Origin of the sequence: Gilliamella sp. M0320 (assembly GCF_016101635.1) — a bacterium.
Lineage (GTDB): Bacteria > Pseudomonadota > Gammaproteobacteria > Enterobacterales > Orbaceae > Gilliamella > Gilliamella apis.
Genome location: NZ_JACFQD010000007.1, coordinates 1 through 17,716 on the forward strand (window position 1 = coordinate 1; position 17,716 = coordinate 17,716).

A 17,716-nucleotide genomic window follows, 5' to 3' on the forward strand; every position below is an offset into this window, starting at 1 on the left:
GAAGGCAGTCACGCAGTGACCACTTGCGTGGTCGCCGCGGGAGATTGTAAAGAGGGTTGGCGGCAACCCTCTTAACTCGGACGTATTCACCGTATAGAAATAACCACCAAACAACAAAACGTCCGAAACTCAGCGAACCAAAAAAATTGAGGAACGGGGTTTTTGAAATGCTTATTCTACTTTTCTTTCACAAAAAGACAGTAATTAACCATTATTATTTGCTCTTAAGGTTTTGTTAATCTGCTTTTGTTAGTTTAGTTACCATTATTAATTGTGAATAATGGTCGCTATGCAAAAATTAGATAATTCTCCAGATTTTAATTGGCATTCATTGCTCTATGTAATTTTATTTTTTTGTTACTTTTCTTGTAGTTTGCAACTCTATATTGCGTTGTCTGGACATGCTAATTTTATTGGCTTACGTGATTCAATTATTTACAGCATGATTTGGCTAGTACCGGTATTATTTTTTCCTCGTTATACCAAAAAAATTGCTACTGTTTATGGCATTATAATTGGGGGATTATCTTTAATTTCTATTGGTTATTTTACCATATATCGGCAAGAGTTTTCACAGAGTGTCTTTTTTGTAATGGCCGAGTCGAATTATAACGAATCACATGAATTTATCTCTCAATATTTAAGCATTAAGTTAGTTATAGTATTGCTGATCTATATTTTGCTTGGGTTTTTTCTATGGCTTAAAGTTAAACCTATTTATGTTAAAAATATGACTAAATGGTTAGTGTCGATAATCATTGTTATTTATGCATTAATGCCGCTGTGTATTGGTGTTGTAATAAAAAAAATGTCGTTTCAACAAGCAACTCAGCATTTGCTAACACGTATGGAAACCACGGTTCCGTGGCAATTAATCAATAGTTATTTAGCTTATCGTTCGCAACTTTCAAATATGGAGAATATTTTAAATCATCTGCAAACATTGCCTAAGTTTGAAAATTTAACGGATGCTAATGGTGATACACCAAGAACATTAGTGTTAGTGATTGGTGAATCGACCACACGTAATCGTATGGGTATTTATGGCTATGAACGCAATACTACGCCGTTGATTGAACAATTTAAGCAAGATAATCCTGATTTTGTTGTGTTTAATGATGTGGTTTCATCAAGACCTTATACTATTGAAATATTGCAGCAAGCCCTAACTTTGGCAGATGAACAAAATCCAGATTTATATCTTAGCAAACCCTCGCTTATTCACCTTATGAAGCAGGCTGGTTATAAAACGTTTTGGATCACTAATCAACAGACGATGACAAAACGTAATACGATGTTGACCATGTTTTCTCAACAAGCCGATGAACAGTTTTATATGAATAATGATCGTAATCAAAGTTCACGCCAATATGACTCATCGGTGTTTGAACCATTTAAAAAAGTATTACATGATCCTGCTGAAAAGAAATTTATCGTCATTCATTTGCTGGGTACACATATGAAATATGAATTGCGCTATCCTCAAAGTGCAGAGTATCAGCGTTTTAATGATAGATCGGATTTAGCGTTTAAACTGGATGATGATAAGTTAAAGGTTTATAACAGTTATGATAATGCGATCATCTATAATGATTTTGTAATAACTAAGCTATTTAATTTATTTAAAGATAGTCAAGCAAATGGTTTTATGTTGTATTTTTCTGATCATGGTGAAGACGTTTATCAGACCCCTCCGCATGATGTTTTAGGGCGTAATGAAAAAGCGCCGACTAAGGTGATGTATACCGTACCATTTATGCTATGGCAGTCACCAAAATGGCTAGCTAGTCATTCCAATAACTTTCAGTCCTATGTGAATAGAAAATTCAGTACTCAAGACTTGATTCATACTTGGTCTGATTTAGCTGGGCTTAGTTATAATTCCTATGCTCCAGAAAAAAGTATAGTAAATGCGAAATTTGAACAACCGATTCGGTGGATTGGCGATCCTCATGATAAAAAAGGCTTAACTGATTTTGATAAGTTAACTAAATAATAGTGAGTAATTTGCAGATAAAGTTAAGGTATGGTATGGTATTGTATATTTATACAGTTATTTTTAAATACTATTACATCTATTATGCGAAAAATTATTCATGTCGATATGGATTGTTTTTATGCCGCCGTCGAAATGAGAGACAATCCCCGTTATCGCAATATACCTATTGCGGTAGGGGGTGATCCGCGTAAGCGAGGTGTGGTATCAACTGCAAATTACTTAGCTCGTCAATTTGGTGTTCATAGCGCTATGTCAATGGCACAGGCAGTTAAGCTCTGTCCTAATCTTAAAGTTATCCCCGGTCGGCATGCTGTTTATAAAGAAGTTTCTAATCAAATTCAGCAAATCTTTAAACGATATACTCAAGCTATTGAAACACTCTCCCTTGATGAAGCTTATCTAGATGTGACTGATTGTAAGCTTTTTCACGGCTCAGCCACTTTAATTGCTCAAGATATCCGTCAAGCGATATATAAAGAACTCGAACTCACTGCTTCGGCTGGTGTTGCACCACTTAAGTTCTTAGCTAAAATAGCCTCTGACATGAATAAGCCTAATGGCCAATATGTGATTACACCCGAACAAGTAGGGAGTTTTATTGAGCAGTTACCGCTAAAAAAAATTCCTGGTGTGGGTAAAGTAACTGAGAAAAAGCTAACAGAATTGGGATTATATACTTGTAAGGATGTGGTCAATTATGACCTAACCAAATTGCTGAATCAGTTTGGTAAATTTGGTCGAATTTTATATGAACGTTGTCAAGGTATAGATGAACGTGAAGTTTGTAATGATAGACAACGTAAATCCGTAGGCGTAGAGCGTACTTTAGTTGATGATATTTATAGTTGGGATGAGTGTTTAGCTCAATTTGATCCGTTATTTGATGAACTCGAAAAAAGATTAAGCAAAGTTCGTGCTGATTTATCGATTGCAAGGCAAGGTGTCAAATTTAAATTTGATGATTTTCAACTGACAACCCAAGAGCATGTCTGGTCAAAATTGGATAAGGATGATCTGATTGAGCAGGCTTATAAAGTGTGGACAGAAAGACGAAATAATCGAGGTATAAGATTAATTGGTTTTCATGTCACTTTGATTGATCCTCAAGTTGAAAAACAGCTAATTTTTCAATTTTGATTGCTAACTGACGATCAAATAGTTATTTTTTACTATTAGATCATGGTGAGATTTGTTAATGATTAAGGATCTGATTTAATTTTGATAAATCAGATCCTTGATTGTTATGTTGAATAGATAGCTAAATGATTATTTTAAATTTTGACCATTAGTCTTAATCACATTTTTATACCATTCAAATGATTCTTTTTTATAGCGTTTCATGCTGCCGTTACCTTCATTGTCACGATCAACATAAATTACGCCATAACGTTTTTTCATTTCACCAGTAGTGAAAGATACTACGTCGATAATTCCCCATGCTGTATAACCAATCACATCAACACCATCGTAATCCATCGCTTTTTGCATTGCTTTGATATGAGCACCAAGGTATTCAATACGTGGTTTATCATGAATTTGGTTATCGTGTTCTAGTTCATCTATCGCACCAAAACCATTTTCAACAATGAATAGTGGTAATTGATAACGATCATATAAACGGTTAAGAGTATAACGTAATCCTTCTGGATCGATTGGCCATCCCCAGTCACTGCTTTTAATGTATGGGTTTTCAACCGCATTTGGAAGCGCACCATTGACGATATTGTCACGATGGTCATTTTTAGCATCAGCTTTTACCACTGTTGACATGTAATAACTAAAGCCAATGTAGTCAACTGTTCCTTGTTTTAAACAGGCTAAATCATCTTCAGTGATGTCAAGTTTGTAACCTTCTCGTTCAAACTCTTTTAATGCATAAGCAGGGTAATAACCACGTACATGTACATCAGGGAAGAAGAAGCGTTGATGCATAGCAATTTCTGATGCCATCATATCTTCAGGATTACAAGAATATGGATAGATTGGCACATGCGAAATCATACAACCAATTTCAAAATTAGGATTAATTTTCTTACCAGCAATCACTGCTTTAGCACTTGCTAATAATTCATAGTGTGCTACTTGATAAAGTACTTCTTGTGGATTTTCACCCGGTTTAACTTGGACACCTGAATTAGTCCAAAAGAAGATTGGATTACTAGTATCCATTTGATTATTGATTTCGTTGAACGTCATCCAATATTTGACTTTATTTTTGTAGCGCTCAAAACAACTAATTGCGAAACGTTCGAAAAACTCAACCGTTTTACGATTTCTGAATCCACCATAATGACGAGCAATATGTAATGGAATTTCAAAGTGTGAAAGGGTGATAACCGGTTCAATTCCATTAGCAATAAGTTCATCAAACACGTCATCATAAAACTGTAGGCCAGCTTCATTTGGTTCTAACTCATCACCATTAGGAAAGATTCGTGTCCAAGCAATTGAAGTACGTAAACATTTTAAACCTAATTCAGCAAATAATTTAATATCCTCTTTATAATGATGATAAAAATCAATTGCAGTGTGATTTGGATAAAATTTACCAGCTTCGATATCTTGAGTGATTTGTCTTGCAACGCCATGAGCACCAGCGGTCATGACATCAACCACGCTTGGTCCTTTGCCCCCTTCATTCCAGCCGCCTTCAAATTGGTGGGCAGCTAATGCACCACCCCATAAAAATGGTTTTTTAGTCATTTTTGGTTCCTTGTTATTGCTTAATTTCAAATAAGATATCGTCAAGATTTACTTCAGTTTTATCAGTTAGTGTGATCGTTTGGAACTGATCAGTATTAACAATAATAATCGGTGTAATTAATGGGTAACCAGCTTGTTTAATTGCTTGCGGATCAAAGCTAATTAGTAAATCACCCGTTTTAACTTGTTGTCCCATACTCACATGGTAACTAAATTCATTGTTAGTCAGATTAACAGTATCAATACCAACGTGAATTAATAATTCTACGCCATTATCTAAAGTTAAACCGATAGCGTGTTTTGAACTTTCAAAAACGGCAGTCACTTTACCATTATAAGGTGCATAGACATGGTTCTCAGTTGGTTCTATCGCAATACCTTCACCCATCAATTTTTGGGCAAAAGCCGGATCTGGTACTTCACTTAGTGGATATACTTTACCAATCATTGGACTTGTTACATCGATTTCGTCGATAACGATTTTTGGTGTATCGTCTTCAACAGGTACATTATTTGCTTTTGTTTCATTAGTCCCAAAAATTTGTAGAAGTAGGACTGGGCCAAATAACGCAATGGCTGAACCAAGTGCAACACCGATGAACGAACCATAATGTTCTGGATTAATTGCATTAACGATGGTTAATGGTCCAGGTAATGCCGCATAAGTATAGTAGTAAGGTGTAAAGAAGCCAGCAGCAATACCACCAAGAGCACCACAGACACAACCATAGATAAATGGTGTTTTGAAACGTAAGTTAACCCCGTAAATAGCCGGTTCAGTGATACCAAATAGACCAGTGATAAATGCTGATAAAGAGACACCTTTCATTTCTTTAGAACGTGTTTTGATATAGAAGCCTAGTGCAGCACCAACTTGACCGATTACGGCAATAGTTTGGTAAGCTTGGAAAGAGTCTTTACCGTATTGGCTAATATTTTCGATAATTACTGGTGTAATACCCCAATGGACGCCGAAAATAACAAGTACTTGCCAAAATGCGCCAATAATGCCACCGGCAACCCATGGAGCAAGATTAACAATCCAGTTATAACCACTAGCAATATAATGTGCAGCACCAGCAGTAAGTGGACCAATCGCAACTAAAGTCAATGGCACCATAATCACTAGACTGATTAATGGCATTAATAGCGGTTTAATAATGCTATGTAATCTAGGCTCTAAGAAACGCTCTAGATAAGATAGCAACCAAACTAAAAATAGCGGTGGCAATACGGTTGAGCTATAAGTAGTTTCAGACAGTGCTAATCCAAAAAGATTAATCTCTTGTCCTGATTTAATCATAGCTGCCAATTCGGCCCATGTTGGTGAAAGTAGGGCTGCACAGCAAGCCACCGCAATATAGATGTTGCAACGGAAATGTTGCGATGCGGTAATGGCAATAAAAATTGGTAAAAATGCGAATGGAGCCCAAGAAATAAAGTTAAATACTTGGCAAGTACCTGTTGCTTCAAATTCTGGGAAAGCTAGCTTAATTAAAATCAAGATACCTTGTAATATCCCTGCACCAGCTAATACATAAACAAATGGGGCAAAAACGGCTGACATAGTGGCAATAACACGGTTTAAAATGCTACTTTTACTATTTACATCAACTTTATTACCACCTTTCATTAATTGGGTAAAGGCATTATAGACTTTATCTACATTAGTACCGATAACAACCTGAATTTGACCACCTTTTTCAACCACAGTGATAACGCCTGGGAATTTTGCAATATTTTCTTTAGCGTGTTCAGGCGTTTGTTGCGTGACTAAACGCAAGCGAGTGGCACAACGAGCTACGGTAACAATATTTTCTTCACCGCCTAACTCATTTAATATATCAACTGCCAATTTATTATAATCTCTAATTTTAGATGACATTAATTATGCTCCTTTCAACAGGTAAGAGAGCTTATAGTAACCTTAAATTAAAAATTGTTAATGACCAATTTTATTGTTTGTGATCTAGATCCCGTTTTCTCTTAATTTTGATTTAATAATTAATTTACAGGTATAGAATGAAAACTATTTATAACAATAATAAAGAATAACAAATGTTAAAATATCAAGATATAGCGAAAAAAATCCAGCAAGCAATTTATCAGCAAGATTTGCCTAAAGATACGCAATTACCAAATATTGAAGGTTTAATTCAGCAATATCAAGTTAGCCGAACTACTATTATTAAGGCTCTAAATCGTCTTGAAAGACATGGCGTAATTTATCAAATCCAAGGTAGTGGTATTTTTGTTCGACAACCGAAAAAACAAGGTTATCTAAATTTTCTGGAAAGTCATGGTTTTAGTGTCGATCTCAATGATTTACCTGGCTCATCGCAAGTATTTAATGTTGATGTTATTCAACCTAATGCTAAAGTTAAAGAAAACCTTCAGTGTGAAGATGATGAATATGTCTATTATATAAAGCGATTACGTTTGGTTGAAGATAAAGTATACGGTTTTGAACAATCTTATTATCGAAAAAATATAATTTCTTATTTAAATAAAGAAATTGCCGAAAACTCAATCTTTAGTTATGTAAAAGATATTTGTAAGGTCAATATCGGTTTTTCAGATAAATATTTTAAAGCCATAAAATTGGATGAAGATATCGCTCCTTATTTGGGTTTAAAGGCCGGCGATCCCGCTTTATGTGTTGAAGAGATCTTTTATACTTCTTCTGGTGAACCTTTCGATTTTTCACGAATTATCTATCATTACGATAATGCGAAATTCTTTGTTCAAAGTCATTCAAAATAATCAGCAAGATTTCATTTAGTTAATCCAATATTAAAAGACGCTTGATAATGGTTATTTTCTTAATTCAGGCTAGCGAAATGGGCTTAAGTAAATTAATGTCGAAAGATAAGAAAAAATGGTAATTACTTTAATTGAATAGTTGTCAAATAATTGTAAAAGTTTGCAAATATAAAAAAAGCGTCTTACGACGCTTGGTTATTTAATGCCATATTCAGAACGATAAGCTTCGACTTGGATTACTTGGTCTTTACGTGATGGATCACGATAAAGATATTGGATCAAATCATCTAAAGTGATAATCGAAATTACGTCACAATTATAAGTTTGTTTGATTTCTTGAATAGCGGATAATTCACCTCGACCTTTTTCTTGACGATCAAGACAGATTAATACACCAGCAAGCTTAGATTGATTATCTTCTAAGATTCGCATTGATTCACGAATTGCAGTACCAGCGGTAATTACATCATCAACTAACATGACGCGTTGTTGATGAATAGAACTACCAACTAAATTACCACCTTCACCATGATCTTTAGCTTCTTTACGGTTAAAGCAATAAGGTACATCAACATTGTGGTGCTCGGATAAAGCCACAACTGTAGATGAGACAATTGGAATACCTTTGTAGGCAGGACCAAAGATGACATCATATTGTAAATTTGCATCCATTAATGCAGCGGCATAAAAACGACCTAATAATGCCAAATCCTTTCCGGTATTAAATAGTCCTGCATTAAAAAAATAGGGACTTTTCCGCCCTGATTTTAAGGTAAACTCACCAAATTTTAATGCTTGCCTATTTAAAGCAAATTCTATAAATTCACTCTTATATGATTTCATCGATCCTCTCCAATTAATCTTTTAAAGCTTGTTTTTGTGCTTCTATAATGGTTGTAATGCCATTTTTTGCCAGTTCTAATAAAGTTAATAATTCTTCATGACTGAATGGTTCACCTTCGGCAGTACCTTGAACTTCAATGATGCGACCATCATCAGTCATTACCACATTCATATCGGTTTCGGCATTAGAATCTTCAATATATTCTAAGTCGCATACCGCTTCACCATTAACAATGCCTACCGATACGGCAGCCACTAAAGATTTAATTGGGTTTTGCTTGATTTTACCACTTGCTAACATCATGTTTATTGCGTCAACTAATGCCACACTAGCACCAGTTATTGATGCTGTTCTAGTGCCTCCATCAGCTTGGATAACATCACAATCTAATGTAATGGTATATTCACCTAATAATTTTAGGTCAATCATTGCGCGTAATGAACGGGCAATAAGGCGTTGGATTTCCATCGTACGGCCAGTTTGTTTTCCTTTTGCCGCTTCACGTTGGGTTCTTGAATTGGTAGCTCGCGGCAACATACCATATTCAGCGGTTACCCATCCTTGATTTTGACCTTTTAAAAAGCGTGGTACAGATTCTTCAATTGTTGCATTACAAAGTACTTTTGTTTCACCAAACTCGACTAATACAGAACCTTCTGCATGCTTAGTGTAATGACGGGTTATTTTGATTGGGCGGACTTGTTCCGCGGATCGACCAGACGGGCGCATGCAATTCTCCAGCAGTTTTATTTTAAAATTTATCTTTGAACTTATTAAATCATTTAGGAGGACATCAACAAGAAAGCGTTGATGTTTAGCCTAAGCTAAGAGCACATTATACAGAATTTGTGATACAATGCCCAGCAAGTTTTTCATAAATTTAGGACCTATTATGATTTCTAGTATGACCGCATATGCACGAAAAGAGTTGAACCAATCATGGGGTAGTGCTTCTTGGGAGCTACGTTCGGTCAATCAACGCTACCTAGAAACCTATATTCGTTTACCCGAACAGTTTCGCTCTCTTGAACCGATTATTCGTGAACGACTTCGGGCACGATTAACGCGCGGAAAAGTCGAATGTAATTTACGTTTCGAATTAGATCCAGCGGCACAACATCAAGAACTGTCATTAAACATTGAACTGGCTAAACAAATATTAACAGCTGGTGACTGGATAAAACGTGAGTATCAAACGGGACAAATAAATCCGCTTGATGTTTTACGTTGGCCAGGTGTTATGTCAAGCAAAGAACAAAATTTAGATACCATTTCGCAAGAAATTTTGGCTTTACTTGAAAGCGCAATTGATGAATTTATCGCCGTTCGGGAGCGTGAAGGTAAAGCGCTTTGTGAATTAATTACTCAGCGCTTACAAGCAATAACCGAAGAAGTTGATAAAATTCGGAATTGGATGCCGCAGATATTAGAATGGCAAAAAGAACGATTAAAAAGTAAGCTTGAAGAAGCTAATATTGATCTGGATAGCTCACGTCTAGAGCAAGAAATTGTTATGGTTGCCCAAAAAATTGATGTCGCTGAAGAACTAGATCGGTTAATGACGCATGTTAACGAAACATATTCGATCTTAAAGAAAAATGAGGCCGTAGGTCGTCGACTCGATTTTATGATGCAAGAATTTAATCGTGAATCAAATACCATTGCTTCAAAATCAATTAATGCTGATGTAACCGCTAGCGCTATCGAACTTAAGGTGTTGATTGAACAAATCCGCGAGCAAGTACAAAATATCGAATAATTTACTAGTTGATGAATCAGTATCTCGGTATTTTTGCTGTTATTTTGGCATCGCTATTATGGGGCACAACTGGCACAGCAGCCACTTTTGCCCCTAGTTTATCTCCTCTATTTATTGGTTCATTCGCCATGGGTATTGGCGGAATATTGCAGTGTGGATTTGCTATACCTAACATCAACCAAGAACTAACATCAATAAGATCGCATTATCGCTATTTAATTTTAGGGGCATTAGCAGTTGCCGTTTATCCTTTGGCTTTTTATTCTTCTATGCGCTTATCAGGCGTTACTATCGGTACGGTTGTTTCAATAGGATCAGCGCCAATCTTATCAGCTATGATTGAATATAAGTCGTGATTTTCAAGTAACTAAACAATGGGTTATTGGCGCTTTATTGGGTATTATCGGCATGACTATGTTAGCATTTTCTGAAAATGCCTCGACCACAATTGAATATAATTATGTTGGTTTGGGAATTTTATTAGGACTTATTGCTGGTTTTACTTATGCACTTTACTCATGGTCAGCACGACAATTAATGTTAAAAGGTATTGATAGCAAAGCGGCCATGGGGGCTACTTTTGGTTGTGGCGGTTTATTACTGATTCCGGTAATGCTAATAACGGGAACTACGTTTTTTGCAGCATGGAATAATATTGCAGTTGGCTGTTATATGGCATTAATTCCGATGTTTTTGGGTTATCTATGTTATGGGTATGGATTATCAAAAATATCTGCCAGTTTAGCAACTACCATTAGCCTATTGGAACCCGCGGTAGCCACAATTCTGGCGATATTAATTGTTGGTGAGGATTTATCATTAATCGGTTTGGGGGGGATATTGTTGATTTTTATTTGTTTAGTAATGGTTATCTCATCAAGCCTAAATAAAAAATCTATCTAATTCAATACATTAATTATCTTTACTTTTTCGCAAGCATCTTTAAAATACTTCTTTCAAATTAATCATATAGTTCCTATTTTGAGGAAAACTACAAAAATTGACAATTAACATTTTAGGTTAGCTATAAATTAATTTTTTTATTTGTCATTTATTGTTAAAGGAATAAAACAATGAGTCTTACTGTTAGTTATTATCAGTCTTCAAAAAAATATGATCCACTATTAACTATTGGCTATACCTTAGCAGGTATTTTGGCCGCAATAGTTTTGGGTATCATCTATTCATTTATCTCTTATATTTCACCAATTGTAGTAATTAATATTGCTTTAGTTGGTGGGATGGGGTTTACATTAGCTTATATTACAAATAACCTTGCAAAGTTAGCAAAAGTAAGAAATACCATTGTTCACTTGTGTATGGCTTTTTTTATCTGTCTATTTGCATATTATTCAAGCATATGCACATTTGAAATTAACTTTATGTCGCTGGGTCCAAAGAGTTATTTTAAGCTGTTTTTCAAACCGTTCACGGTATGTGACCTCATGTTTAATGGTATTCTTCCAATCCACAAAATAATCATTAGTAAAGGTGCAAGTACAGGTTATATTTCTGGTTCCATGTTGAAAATCTTATATTTAATCGAATTTCTTGCCTTTTTCTATCCATTAGTTGCTGCATTTAAATTTAAAGAATATTTTTGTGAAGATTGTCGAGTTTGGTATAGAAAATTCCGATTTTTCTCGTATAGTAATGAAAATTTAGAATCTAATATTACTAGCCATGTCACTAATAATTATGCTGATGTCTTATTGCAATCAACACTCTATGTTAATGAAAAATTACTTGCAAGCGAAGTCGACAAGTCAACAAAAACTATCGATGTTTTAGAATACCAATATTGTCAATGTCCCCAATGCAAGCAGAATAGTATTTTTAGCATAGAGAAAAAGAAATTAATGAGGAAAAATAAAAAAGAGTTTGATCTAAGAGATGTTAAAAAAGGAATTTTAGTTGAAAATGTCTATATTGATAATGAAACTAATGAATTATTAAAACAAGCTTGTGATCAATTATAATGATTTTACGGGGGCAAGGTGCCCCTTTTTAATGTTTCGGATAATGTCGATTTTTAATTGATCTATGATACCAATATAACGTAGCATAAGTGATACTGGCTGATAAACGGTTAACAGTCGGTGATGATGCCCAAACGCCATCTAACTCGAAGAATAATGGAAGAATATAAAGCGTTGGTAGCAAAATTTTAATGGATGAGAAGGAATAATTAATATGAAAAAAATGCTTACAAGTGGTTTATTAATTTTATTTTTTGCATGTTCGGTTAATGCAGCTAAATATGATAATGTACCATATGATGAAGTACTAAAAATTGCCACCGAGCAAAATGATCCAGTTGCACTAAATGAGTTAGGCTATAGATACCTCAATGGGGTAGAAGGTGTTGAAAAAGATACCGTAAAAGCGAGAGAATGGTTTGATAAAGCTATTGCACAAGGCAGTGGAACAGCCGAATCCAATGTAGGTACTATGTATGATAAAGGTGATGGCGTTGAACAAGACTATGCTAAAGCGAAAGAGTGGTATGAAAAAGGTGTTGCAAAAAATGATAAGTATGCGCAATTAAATTTAGGTGGCATGTATAAAGAAGGAAGAGGTGTTGAAAAAGATCCATTAAAAGCAAAAGAACTACTTGAAAAATCGGCAGAACAAGGTTTGTCTTATGCTCAATCTTTTTTAGGTGATATGTATTTTTTTGGTCAAGGTATTAAAAAAGATGTAATTAAAGCTCGATACTGGTATGAAAAAGCAGCTGAACAAGGCATACCTGAAGCCCAGTTTAATTTAGCTGTCATGTATGAAAATGGTGTGGCTGACCTAAAAAAAGATCACGATAAAGCGATGGATTTATTTGAAAAAGCTTGTGAAGGCGGTGTGGAGCATCCAATTTGTCAATAATTTTTGATTAATTAAAATTTAGTTTTAGTGAGAATTAATTAAACGACAGCTAAATTGAAATTTAAAAGGCGGGCTTAGTCCGCCTTTTTCATTTTTTAGAATTATAAAATCAATCTTCATTAACTAACTGCTTAATATAAACGAGCTTAAGCTAAACGATGTCTTCTTTTTATCGATTTGAAATACCAATATAACGCGGCATAAGCGATACCGGTTGATAAAAGGTCTGCTGTTGGTGATGCAGCCCAAACGCCATCTAAATCGAAGAATAATGGAAGAATATAAAGCGTTGGTAATAAAATTAAAAGTTGTCTTGAAAGGCTTAACAAAATAGAAATCTTTGCCATCCCGATACATTGGAAAAAACTAGTTGTTACCATTTGAAAGCCGACAAACGCAAATGAAAACGTAGTATAACGTAGTGCAATCGCGGATATTGCCACTAAATCGACATCAGAACTAAACGCTTTAACCAGCACGTCAGGAATAAAGCAACCAAATATAAAGCCTACAGTGGTGATAACTGTGGCAATTTTAACTGCATAGATAAAGGTTTCTTTCACTCGGACATAATTTTTAGAGCCGTAATTATAACCAATAATCGGTTGCATACCTTGATTTACACCAATCACAATCATGATAATCAGTGTAATTAATCGGTTAGCGTTAGAATAACCAGCAATCGCATCATCACTTGAAACATGTGAAATGGGGGCATAACGGGTTAACTGCCAGTTTATAAAAACAACTACCACTGAGGCGGCAACTTGCATAGCAAATGGTGACATGCCAATCGACAAAATCGACTTAATGTAAGTAAAATCGAGCCTAAAGTTACGACGATATAGCTTTATATTACTGTTTTTGCTAATAAAGTGCTGCATCACAAATAAAAAGCTTATGAACATTGAGAGTGTGGTAGCAAAAGCTGCTCCTCTCATTCCCCAACCTAAAGCAATAATAAAAATTGGTGCAAGAATAATATTCGCAATCACACTAATAAACATAGTCACCATGGCTTTAAACGGATAGCCACTGGCGCGCATCATATTGTTGTAATTAAATGTTAATGTGATAAATATACTGCCCGGTAAAAACACCTCTAAAAACTCACGAGCATAAATATGGTTGGTTGGGCTTGAACCAATAAAGTGTAAAACAGGATCGATAAAATAGAGTAGTAAGGCTAAAGTGATACCACTAAGTACGGCAGTTAACATGAAAGAAGTTCCGGCTACTTTTTCTGCTTTATCGATTTCTCCTCGGCCTAAAAAGATAGATATTCGGCTGGCAGAACCAATACCTACTAGCATGCCAATGCCCGCAGCAAGATTCATTACCGGTAAAATAATACCTGCGCCACTCAGTGCTTCACGACCAATCCAATGGCCAATAAAAATTCCATCAATAATGTTATACAGCGTATTCACTGTTGTGCCGATAATAGATGGAAGCGCATATTGCCAAAACAATAAGCTGATTTTTTTATGTTTAAAATCATCATAAATATCGTGTGAGTTTGTCATTTTGATTCACATTGATAAAAGGTTAAAAGTTATAAAGAAGTTTTAGAACAAGGATATGTAAAGTATAAAATTGACAATAAGAATGTTGCTTAGTTTAGCAGAGTTATAAATTGATGATAGCACTTTTTTAGTGCTTTGTTAAAATAGACACTATTAAATTGTCGATCCAAATAGGAATCTCCATGAGCGTACAAATTGAGAATATAGTTCTACATAAATTAATTAGAAAAAGTGATACTGAAATTGAACTACAACTTCGTGATTCACTCCTCGGTAATGAACAAGCTGTTGCTAACTTGATTGAAGATATTAATAGAATTTACAACAATAAAAGTAAAGCATATGGTTTATTTAATAGTGAAAGTCTTTTTGAACAATCACTTAAAGAGTTACGTTTAGGTAATCAAAATTTTCTTAATTTTAGTCAAGAATCAACCAAACAGTTGCGTAATGAATTAGCCAAATATCCATTTGCAGAAGGTGGTACTGTTATTTTTTGCCACTATCGATACCTTGCAGTTGAATATCTAATTATTGCTGTATTAAATAGTTGCTTAAGCATGTTAGTTAATGAGGAGCTTAATATCTCTGAAACTCAGTATCTAGATATCGATCATGCGGATATTATTGCCCGTATTGATATTACTGAATGGCAAACGGCACCAGAATCAAAACGTTATTTAACTTTCCTAAAAGGCCGAGTCGGGCGAAAAGTATCTGATTTTTTCATGGATTACTTAGGTGCTAGTGAAGGATTAGATGCAAAAGCGCAAAATAAAACTCTTGTTAAAGCGGTAGATGATTACTGTCAAGAGATGCAATTTGACAAACAAGATAAAACTAGTGCTCGTGAAAATGTCTATAATTATTGTCAAGCTCAATTACAAGCAGGGGAAGAGATAGAGCTGAAAAATCTTGCTAATGAATTACCAACAAGTGACGAAAATAACTTTATGGAATTTGTAAAAAATAGCGAATATGATTTGGAAGATACATTCCCTGCTGATCGTAGTGCCTTACGTCAATTAAAAAAATTCTCCGGTAGTGGTGGTGGATTAACCCTAAGTTTTAACTCCGATCTATTAGGTGAGCGTATAAAATGGGACCCACAAACTGATTCACTCGTTATTAAGGGCGTCCCACCTAATTTACGTGATCAACTTCAACGCAATAGTGGCTCAAACGAATAATTAGGGGAAAAATATGAAATACATTGGTGCACATGTGAGTGCAGCTGGTGGTGTGGATAATGCGCCAATAAATGCTTATCAAATTGGCGCAACAGCCTTCGCTCTATTTACTAAAAATCAACGACAATGGCATGCAAAACCGCTTGAAACTGCAGTGATTGATAGTTTCAAAAAACGTTGTGAACGCTATGGATTCACCAATAAACAAATTCTACCTCATGATAGTTATCTAATTAATTTAGGTAGCCCTGATAGTGAACAACTTGAAAAATCACGTACCGCGTTTCTGGACGAAATGCAACGTTGTGAACAGTTAGGCCTAACTTTGCTAAACTTTCATCCAGGTAGTCATTTACAAAAAATTTCGGTTGATGAATGTTTAGCGCGGATTGCCGAATCGATAAATATCACGCTAGATAAAACCAAAAGTGTCGTCGCTGTGATAGAAAACACAGCAGGACAAGGATCTAACCTAGGCTATAAATTTGAACATCTTGCGCAAATTATCGATAAAGTAGAAGACAAAAGCCGTGTAGGCGTCTGTATTGATACTTGTCACGCTTTTGCTGCCGGTTATGACTTACGCAGCGAAAAAGCCTGCAAAGAGACCTTTGATGAGTTTGAAAAAATTGTCGGTTTTAAATATTTACGAGGTATGCATTTAAACGATGCCAAAAGCGAACTTGCCAGCCATGTTGACCGTCATGACAGCTTAGGCAAAGGCACCATTGGTGAAGCTGCATTTAAATTTATTATGCAAGACTCACGAATTGATGAAATTCCACTTATTCTTGAAACTATTAACCCAGATATTTGGGCTCAAGAGATAGCATGGTTAAAAGAACAGGAAAAATAATCAAATGCGAATCAAAAAAATACTAGCGATATGTATATTGTTCTTATTAAGTTGTAGCTTTTATGCAACTGGCAATACACGAGAGCAATTAGAGATATTTGAACTTAATCTTATTGATAATAACGGGCCAAAATTCTATTTTGTATCGGTACTCCGAGGTAGTCATATTGTTATTTATGACAAAGATGGCAATAAAAAACAATCTATTAAACCAATATTTCCTAATATAGAGGATGATTGTAAAAATGATAAACATCAATTACCTCAAAAATATCGACAAAGTTTTTTGACTGCCAGTGGCATATCCGAAACGGATAACTTATTCGTATATAATTATGAATATAATAAATTATATAGTTTTCCCATTAGTAAATTGGAGGTATTTGCAATAGGAGGCGATTGTTTACCTACTGATGAAAAATATTATCTATTTGGATTTGCATTAGCATTGAATCAACTACCTCAAGATTACGATCCTAATGATACAACATTTGTTTATATTGGAAAGGAAAGTCCTTTTGCTCAAGAGCAACTAACTTTATTAAACTGGCAAAAAATTAGCGATAAAGAGGATAATTATTTAGCACAAGCTCATGGATTACATTACAATTTATGGACATTAGGGAAATCTCCTTGGTACCCAGATTATTACCCTAAATGTGCGGGTTTAGTGGTTAAGAATGATAAGAATAAAATCTTACTTGATGAAGTTTTAACTCAGCAATACAGCCTTCTACCTTTAAATGGCAAAGATAAAGATCATGAATACAAAAAACAATGGACGGGAAAATTATTTAAAAATAAACCATTAGTCGTGTTTGGGTGTTTCTCAATAATGGGTTGCCCAGTGATAGACTTCATTGATTCACCTTTTTCTAAATTTGACATAAAGCTACACTGCATAAATAAAAACAACTGGGTTGCCCAGTGATAGACTTTATTGATTCATCTTTTTCTAAATGTGACATAAAGCTACGCTGCGATTCTCGTTTTTATAGTTGTAAATGATATTAATTAAGAACAACTTTTTTAAGGAATAAGATAAATTATACTTAAAAATGGAAAAAACGAACAAAATAAAACAACGATAAAGACGAGCCCGTACTTGAGATTTTAAACAATAGATTGTGAGGCGTTATCAACAAGTAAAAACGCGTAATGAATTTGGTTTAGAGTATAAGTTACCGCCAGTAACA

At 34.9% G+C, this 17,716-nt stretch carries 14 protein-coding genes and 1 pseudogene; 10 read left to right on the top strand and 5 right to left on the bottom strand.

Features of this window, described 5'->3' with window-relative positions:
* Positions 1-289 precede the first annotated feature (289 nt).
* A complete protein-coding gene (gene cptA / locus H3T83_RS09205; protein WP_198215602.1) occupies positions 290-1,996 on the top strand; it encodes a phosphoethanolamine transferase CptA in 1,707 nt (568 codons plus the stop codon).
* Positions 1,997-2,080: 84 nt separating this feature from the next.
* A complete protein-coding gene (gene dinB / locus H3T83_RS09210) occupies positions 2,081-3,136 on the top strand; it encodes a DNA polymerase IV (RefSeq protein ID WP_198192530.1) in 1,056 nt (351 codons plus the stop codon).
* Between the two features lie 129 nt (positions 3,137-3,265).
* On the opposite strand, the gene H3T83_RS09215 is transcribed toward dinB, so the two are convergent.
* Positions 3,266-4,702, bottom strand: a complete 1,437-nt coding sequence (locus H3T83_RS09215) for a 6-phospho-beta-glucosidase (protein ID WP_198215603.1) — start codon at positions 4,700-4,702, stop codon at positions 3,266-3,268.
* A 13-nt stretch (positions 4,703-4,715) separates the two neighbouring features.
* A complete protein-coding gene (locus H3T83_RS09220) occupies positions 4,716-6,587 on the bottom strand; it encodes a beta-glucoside-specific PTS transporter subunit IIABC (RefSeq protein ID WP_198198766.1) in 1,872 nt (623 codons plus the stop codon).
* Positions 6,588-6,760: 173 nt separating this feature from the next.
* Here H3T83_RS09220 and H3T83_RS09225 point away from each other — a divergent pair, with 173 nt between their 5' ends.
* On the top strand, positions 6,761-7,465 hold the full coding sequence (locus H3T83_RS09225; protein WP_065579224.1) for a GntR family transcriptional regulator: 705 nt from the start codon (positions 6,761-6,763) through the stop codon (positions 7,463-7,465).
* Positions 7,466-7,660: 195 nt separating this feature from the next.
* Here the strand turns inward: H3T83_RS09225 and pyrE are convergent, their stop codons facing one another.
* Both pyrE and rph read right to left on the bottom strand, forming a co-directional pair.
* Positions 7,661-8,308 (bottom strand): orotate phosphoribosyltransferase, encoded by a 648-nt coding sequence (pyrE, locus tag H3T83_RS09230; protein WP_065579223.1) that lies wholly within the window; start codon positions 8,306-8,308, stop codon positions 7,661-7,663.
* A 13-nt stretch (positions 8,309-8,321) separates the two neighbouring features.
* Positions 8,322-9,038 (bottom strand): ribonuclease PH, encoded by a 717-nt coding sequence (gene rph, locus H3T83_RS09235; RefSeq protein WP_065579222.1) that lies wholly within the window; start codon positions 9,036-9,038, stop codon positions 8,322-8,324.
* Between the two features lie 163 nt (positions 9,039-9,201).
* On the opposite strand from rph, the gene H3T83_RS09240 reads away from it, so the two are divergent.
* The 4 genes and pseudogenes from H3T83_RS09240 (at position 9,202) to H3T83_RS09260 (ending at position 12,948) form a co-directional block, all read left to right on the top strand.
* Positions 9,202-10,068: a YicC/YloC family endoribonuclease gene (locus H3T83_RS09240; RefSeq protein WP_198215604.1), complete on the top strand. Its 867-nt coding sequence runs from the start codon at positions 9,202-9,204 to the stop codon at positions 10,066-10,068.
* 11 nt (positions 10,069-10,079) lie between these two features.
* A pseudogene (locus tag H3T83_RS11590) lies at positions 10,080-10,971 on the top strand (DMT family transporter).
* Between the two features lie 170 nt (positions 10,972-11,141).
* Positions 11,142-12,047, top strand: coding sequence for a hypothetical protein (locus H3T83_RS09255; RefSeq protein WP_198215607.1), 906 nt, complete (start codon positions 11,142-11,144; stop codon positions 12,045-12,047).
* A gap of 214 nt (positions 12,048-12,261) precedes the next feature.
* On the top strand, positions 12,262-12,948 hold the full coding sequence (locus tag H3T83_RS09260; protein WP_065651873.1) for a tetratricopeptide repeat protein: 687 nt from the start codon (positions 12,262-12,264) through the stop codon (positions 12,946-12,948).
* 146 nt (positions 12,949-13,094) lie between these two features.
* Here H3T83_RS09260 and H3T83_RS09265 read toward each other — a convergent pair whose 3' ends face one another.
* Positions 13,095-14,474 carry an MATE family efflux transporter gene (locus H3T83_RS09265; protein ID WP_198215608.1) on the bottom strand — a complete coding sequence of 460 codons (1,380 nt, stop codon included), beginning with the start codon at positions 14,472-14,474 and terminating at the stop codon, positions 13,095-13,097.
* Between the two features lie 182 nt (positions 14,475-14,656).
* Here H3T83_RS09265 and yejK point away from each other — a divergent pair, with 182 nt between their 5' ends.
* The 3 genes from yejK to H3T83_RS09280 are packed head-to-tail and all read left to right on the top strand — an operon-like array spanning position 14,657 to position 17,451.
* Positions 14,657-15,664: a nucleoid-associated protein YejK gene (gene yejK, locus H3T83_RS09270; protein WP_198215609.1), complete on the top strand. Its 1,008-nt coding sequence runs from the start codon at positions 14,657-14,659 to the stop codon at positions 15,662-15,664.
* Between the two features lie 13 nt (positions 15,665-15,677).
* The gene (gene nfo / locus H3T83_RS09275; protein WP_086356878.1) at positions 15,678-16,520 is read left to right on the top strand and encodes a deoxyribonuclease IV; all 843 of its coding nucleotides are present in this window, start codon (positions 15,678-15,680) and stop codon (positions 16,518-16,520) included.
* 4 nt (positions 16,521-16,524) lie between these two features.
* The gene (locus H3T83_RS09280; RefSeq protein ID WP_198215610.1) at positions 16,525-17,451 is read left to right on the top strand and encodes a hypothetical protein; all 927 of its coding nucleotides are present in this window, start codon (positions 16,525-16,527) and stop codon (positions 17,449-17,451) included.
* Positions 17,452-17,716: the final 265 nt, after the last annotated feature.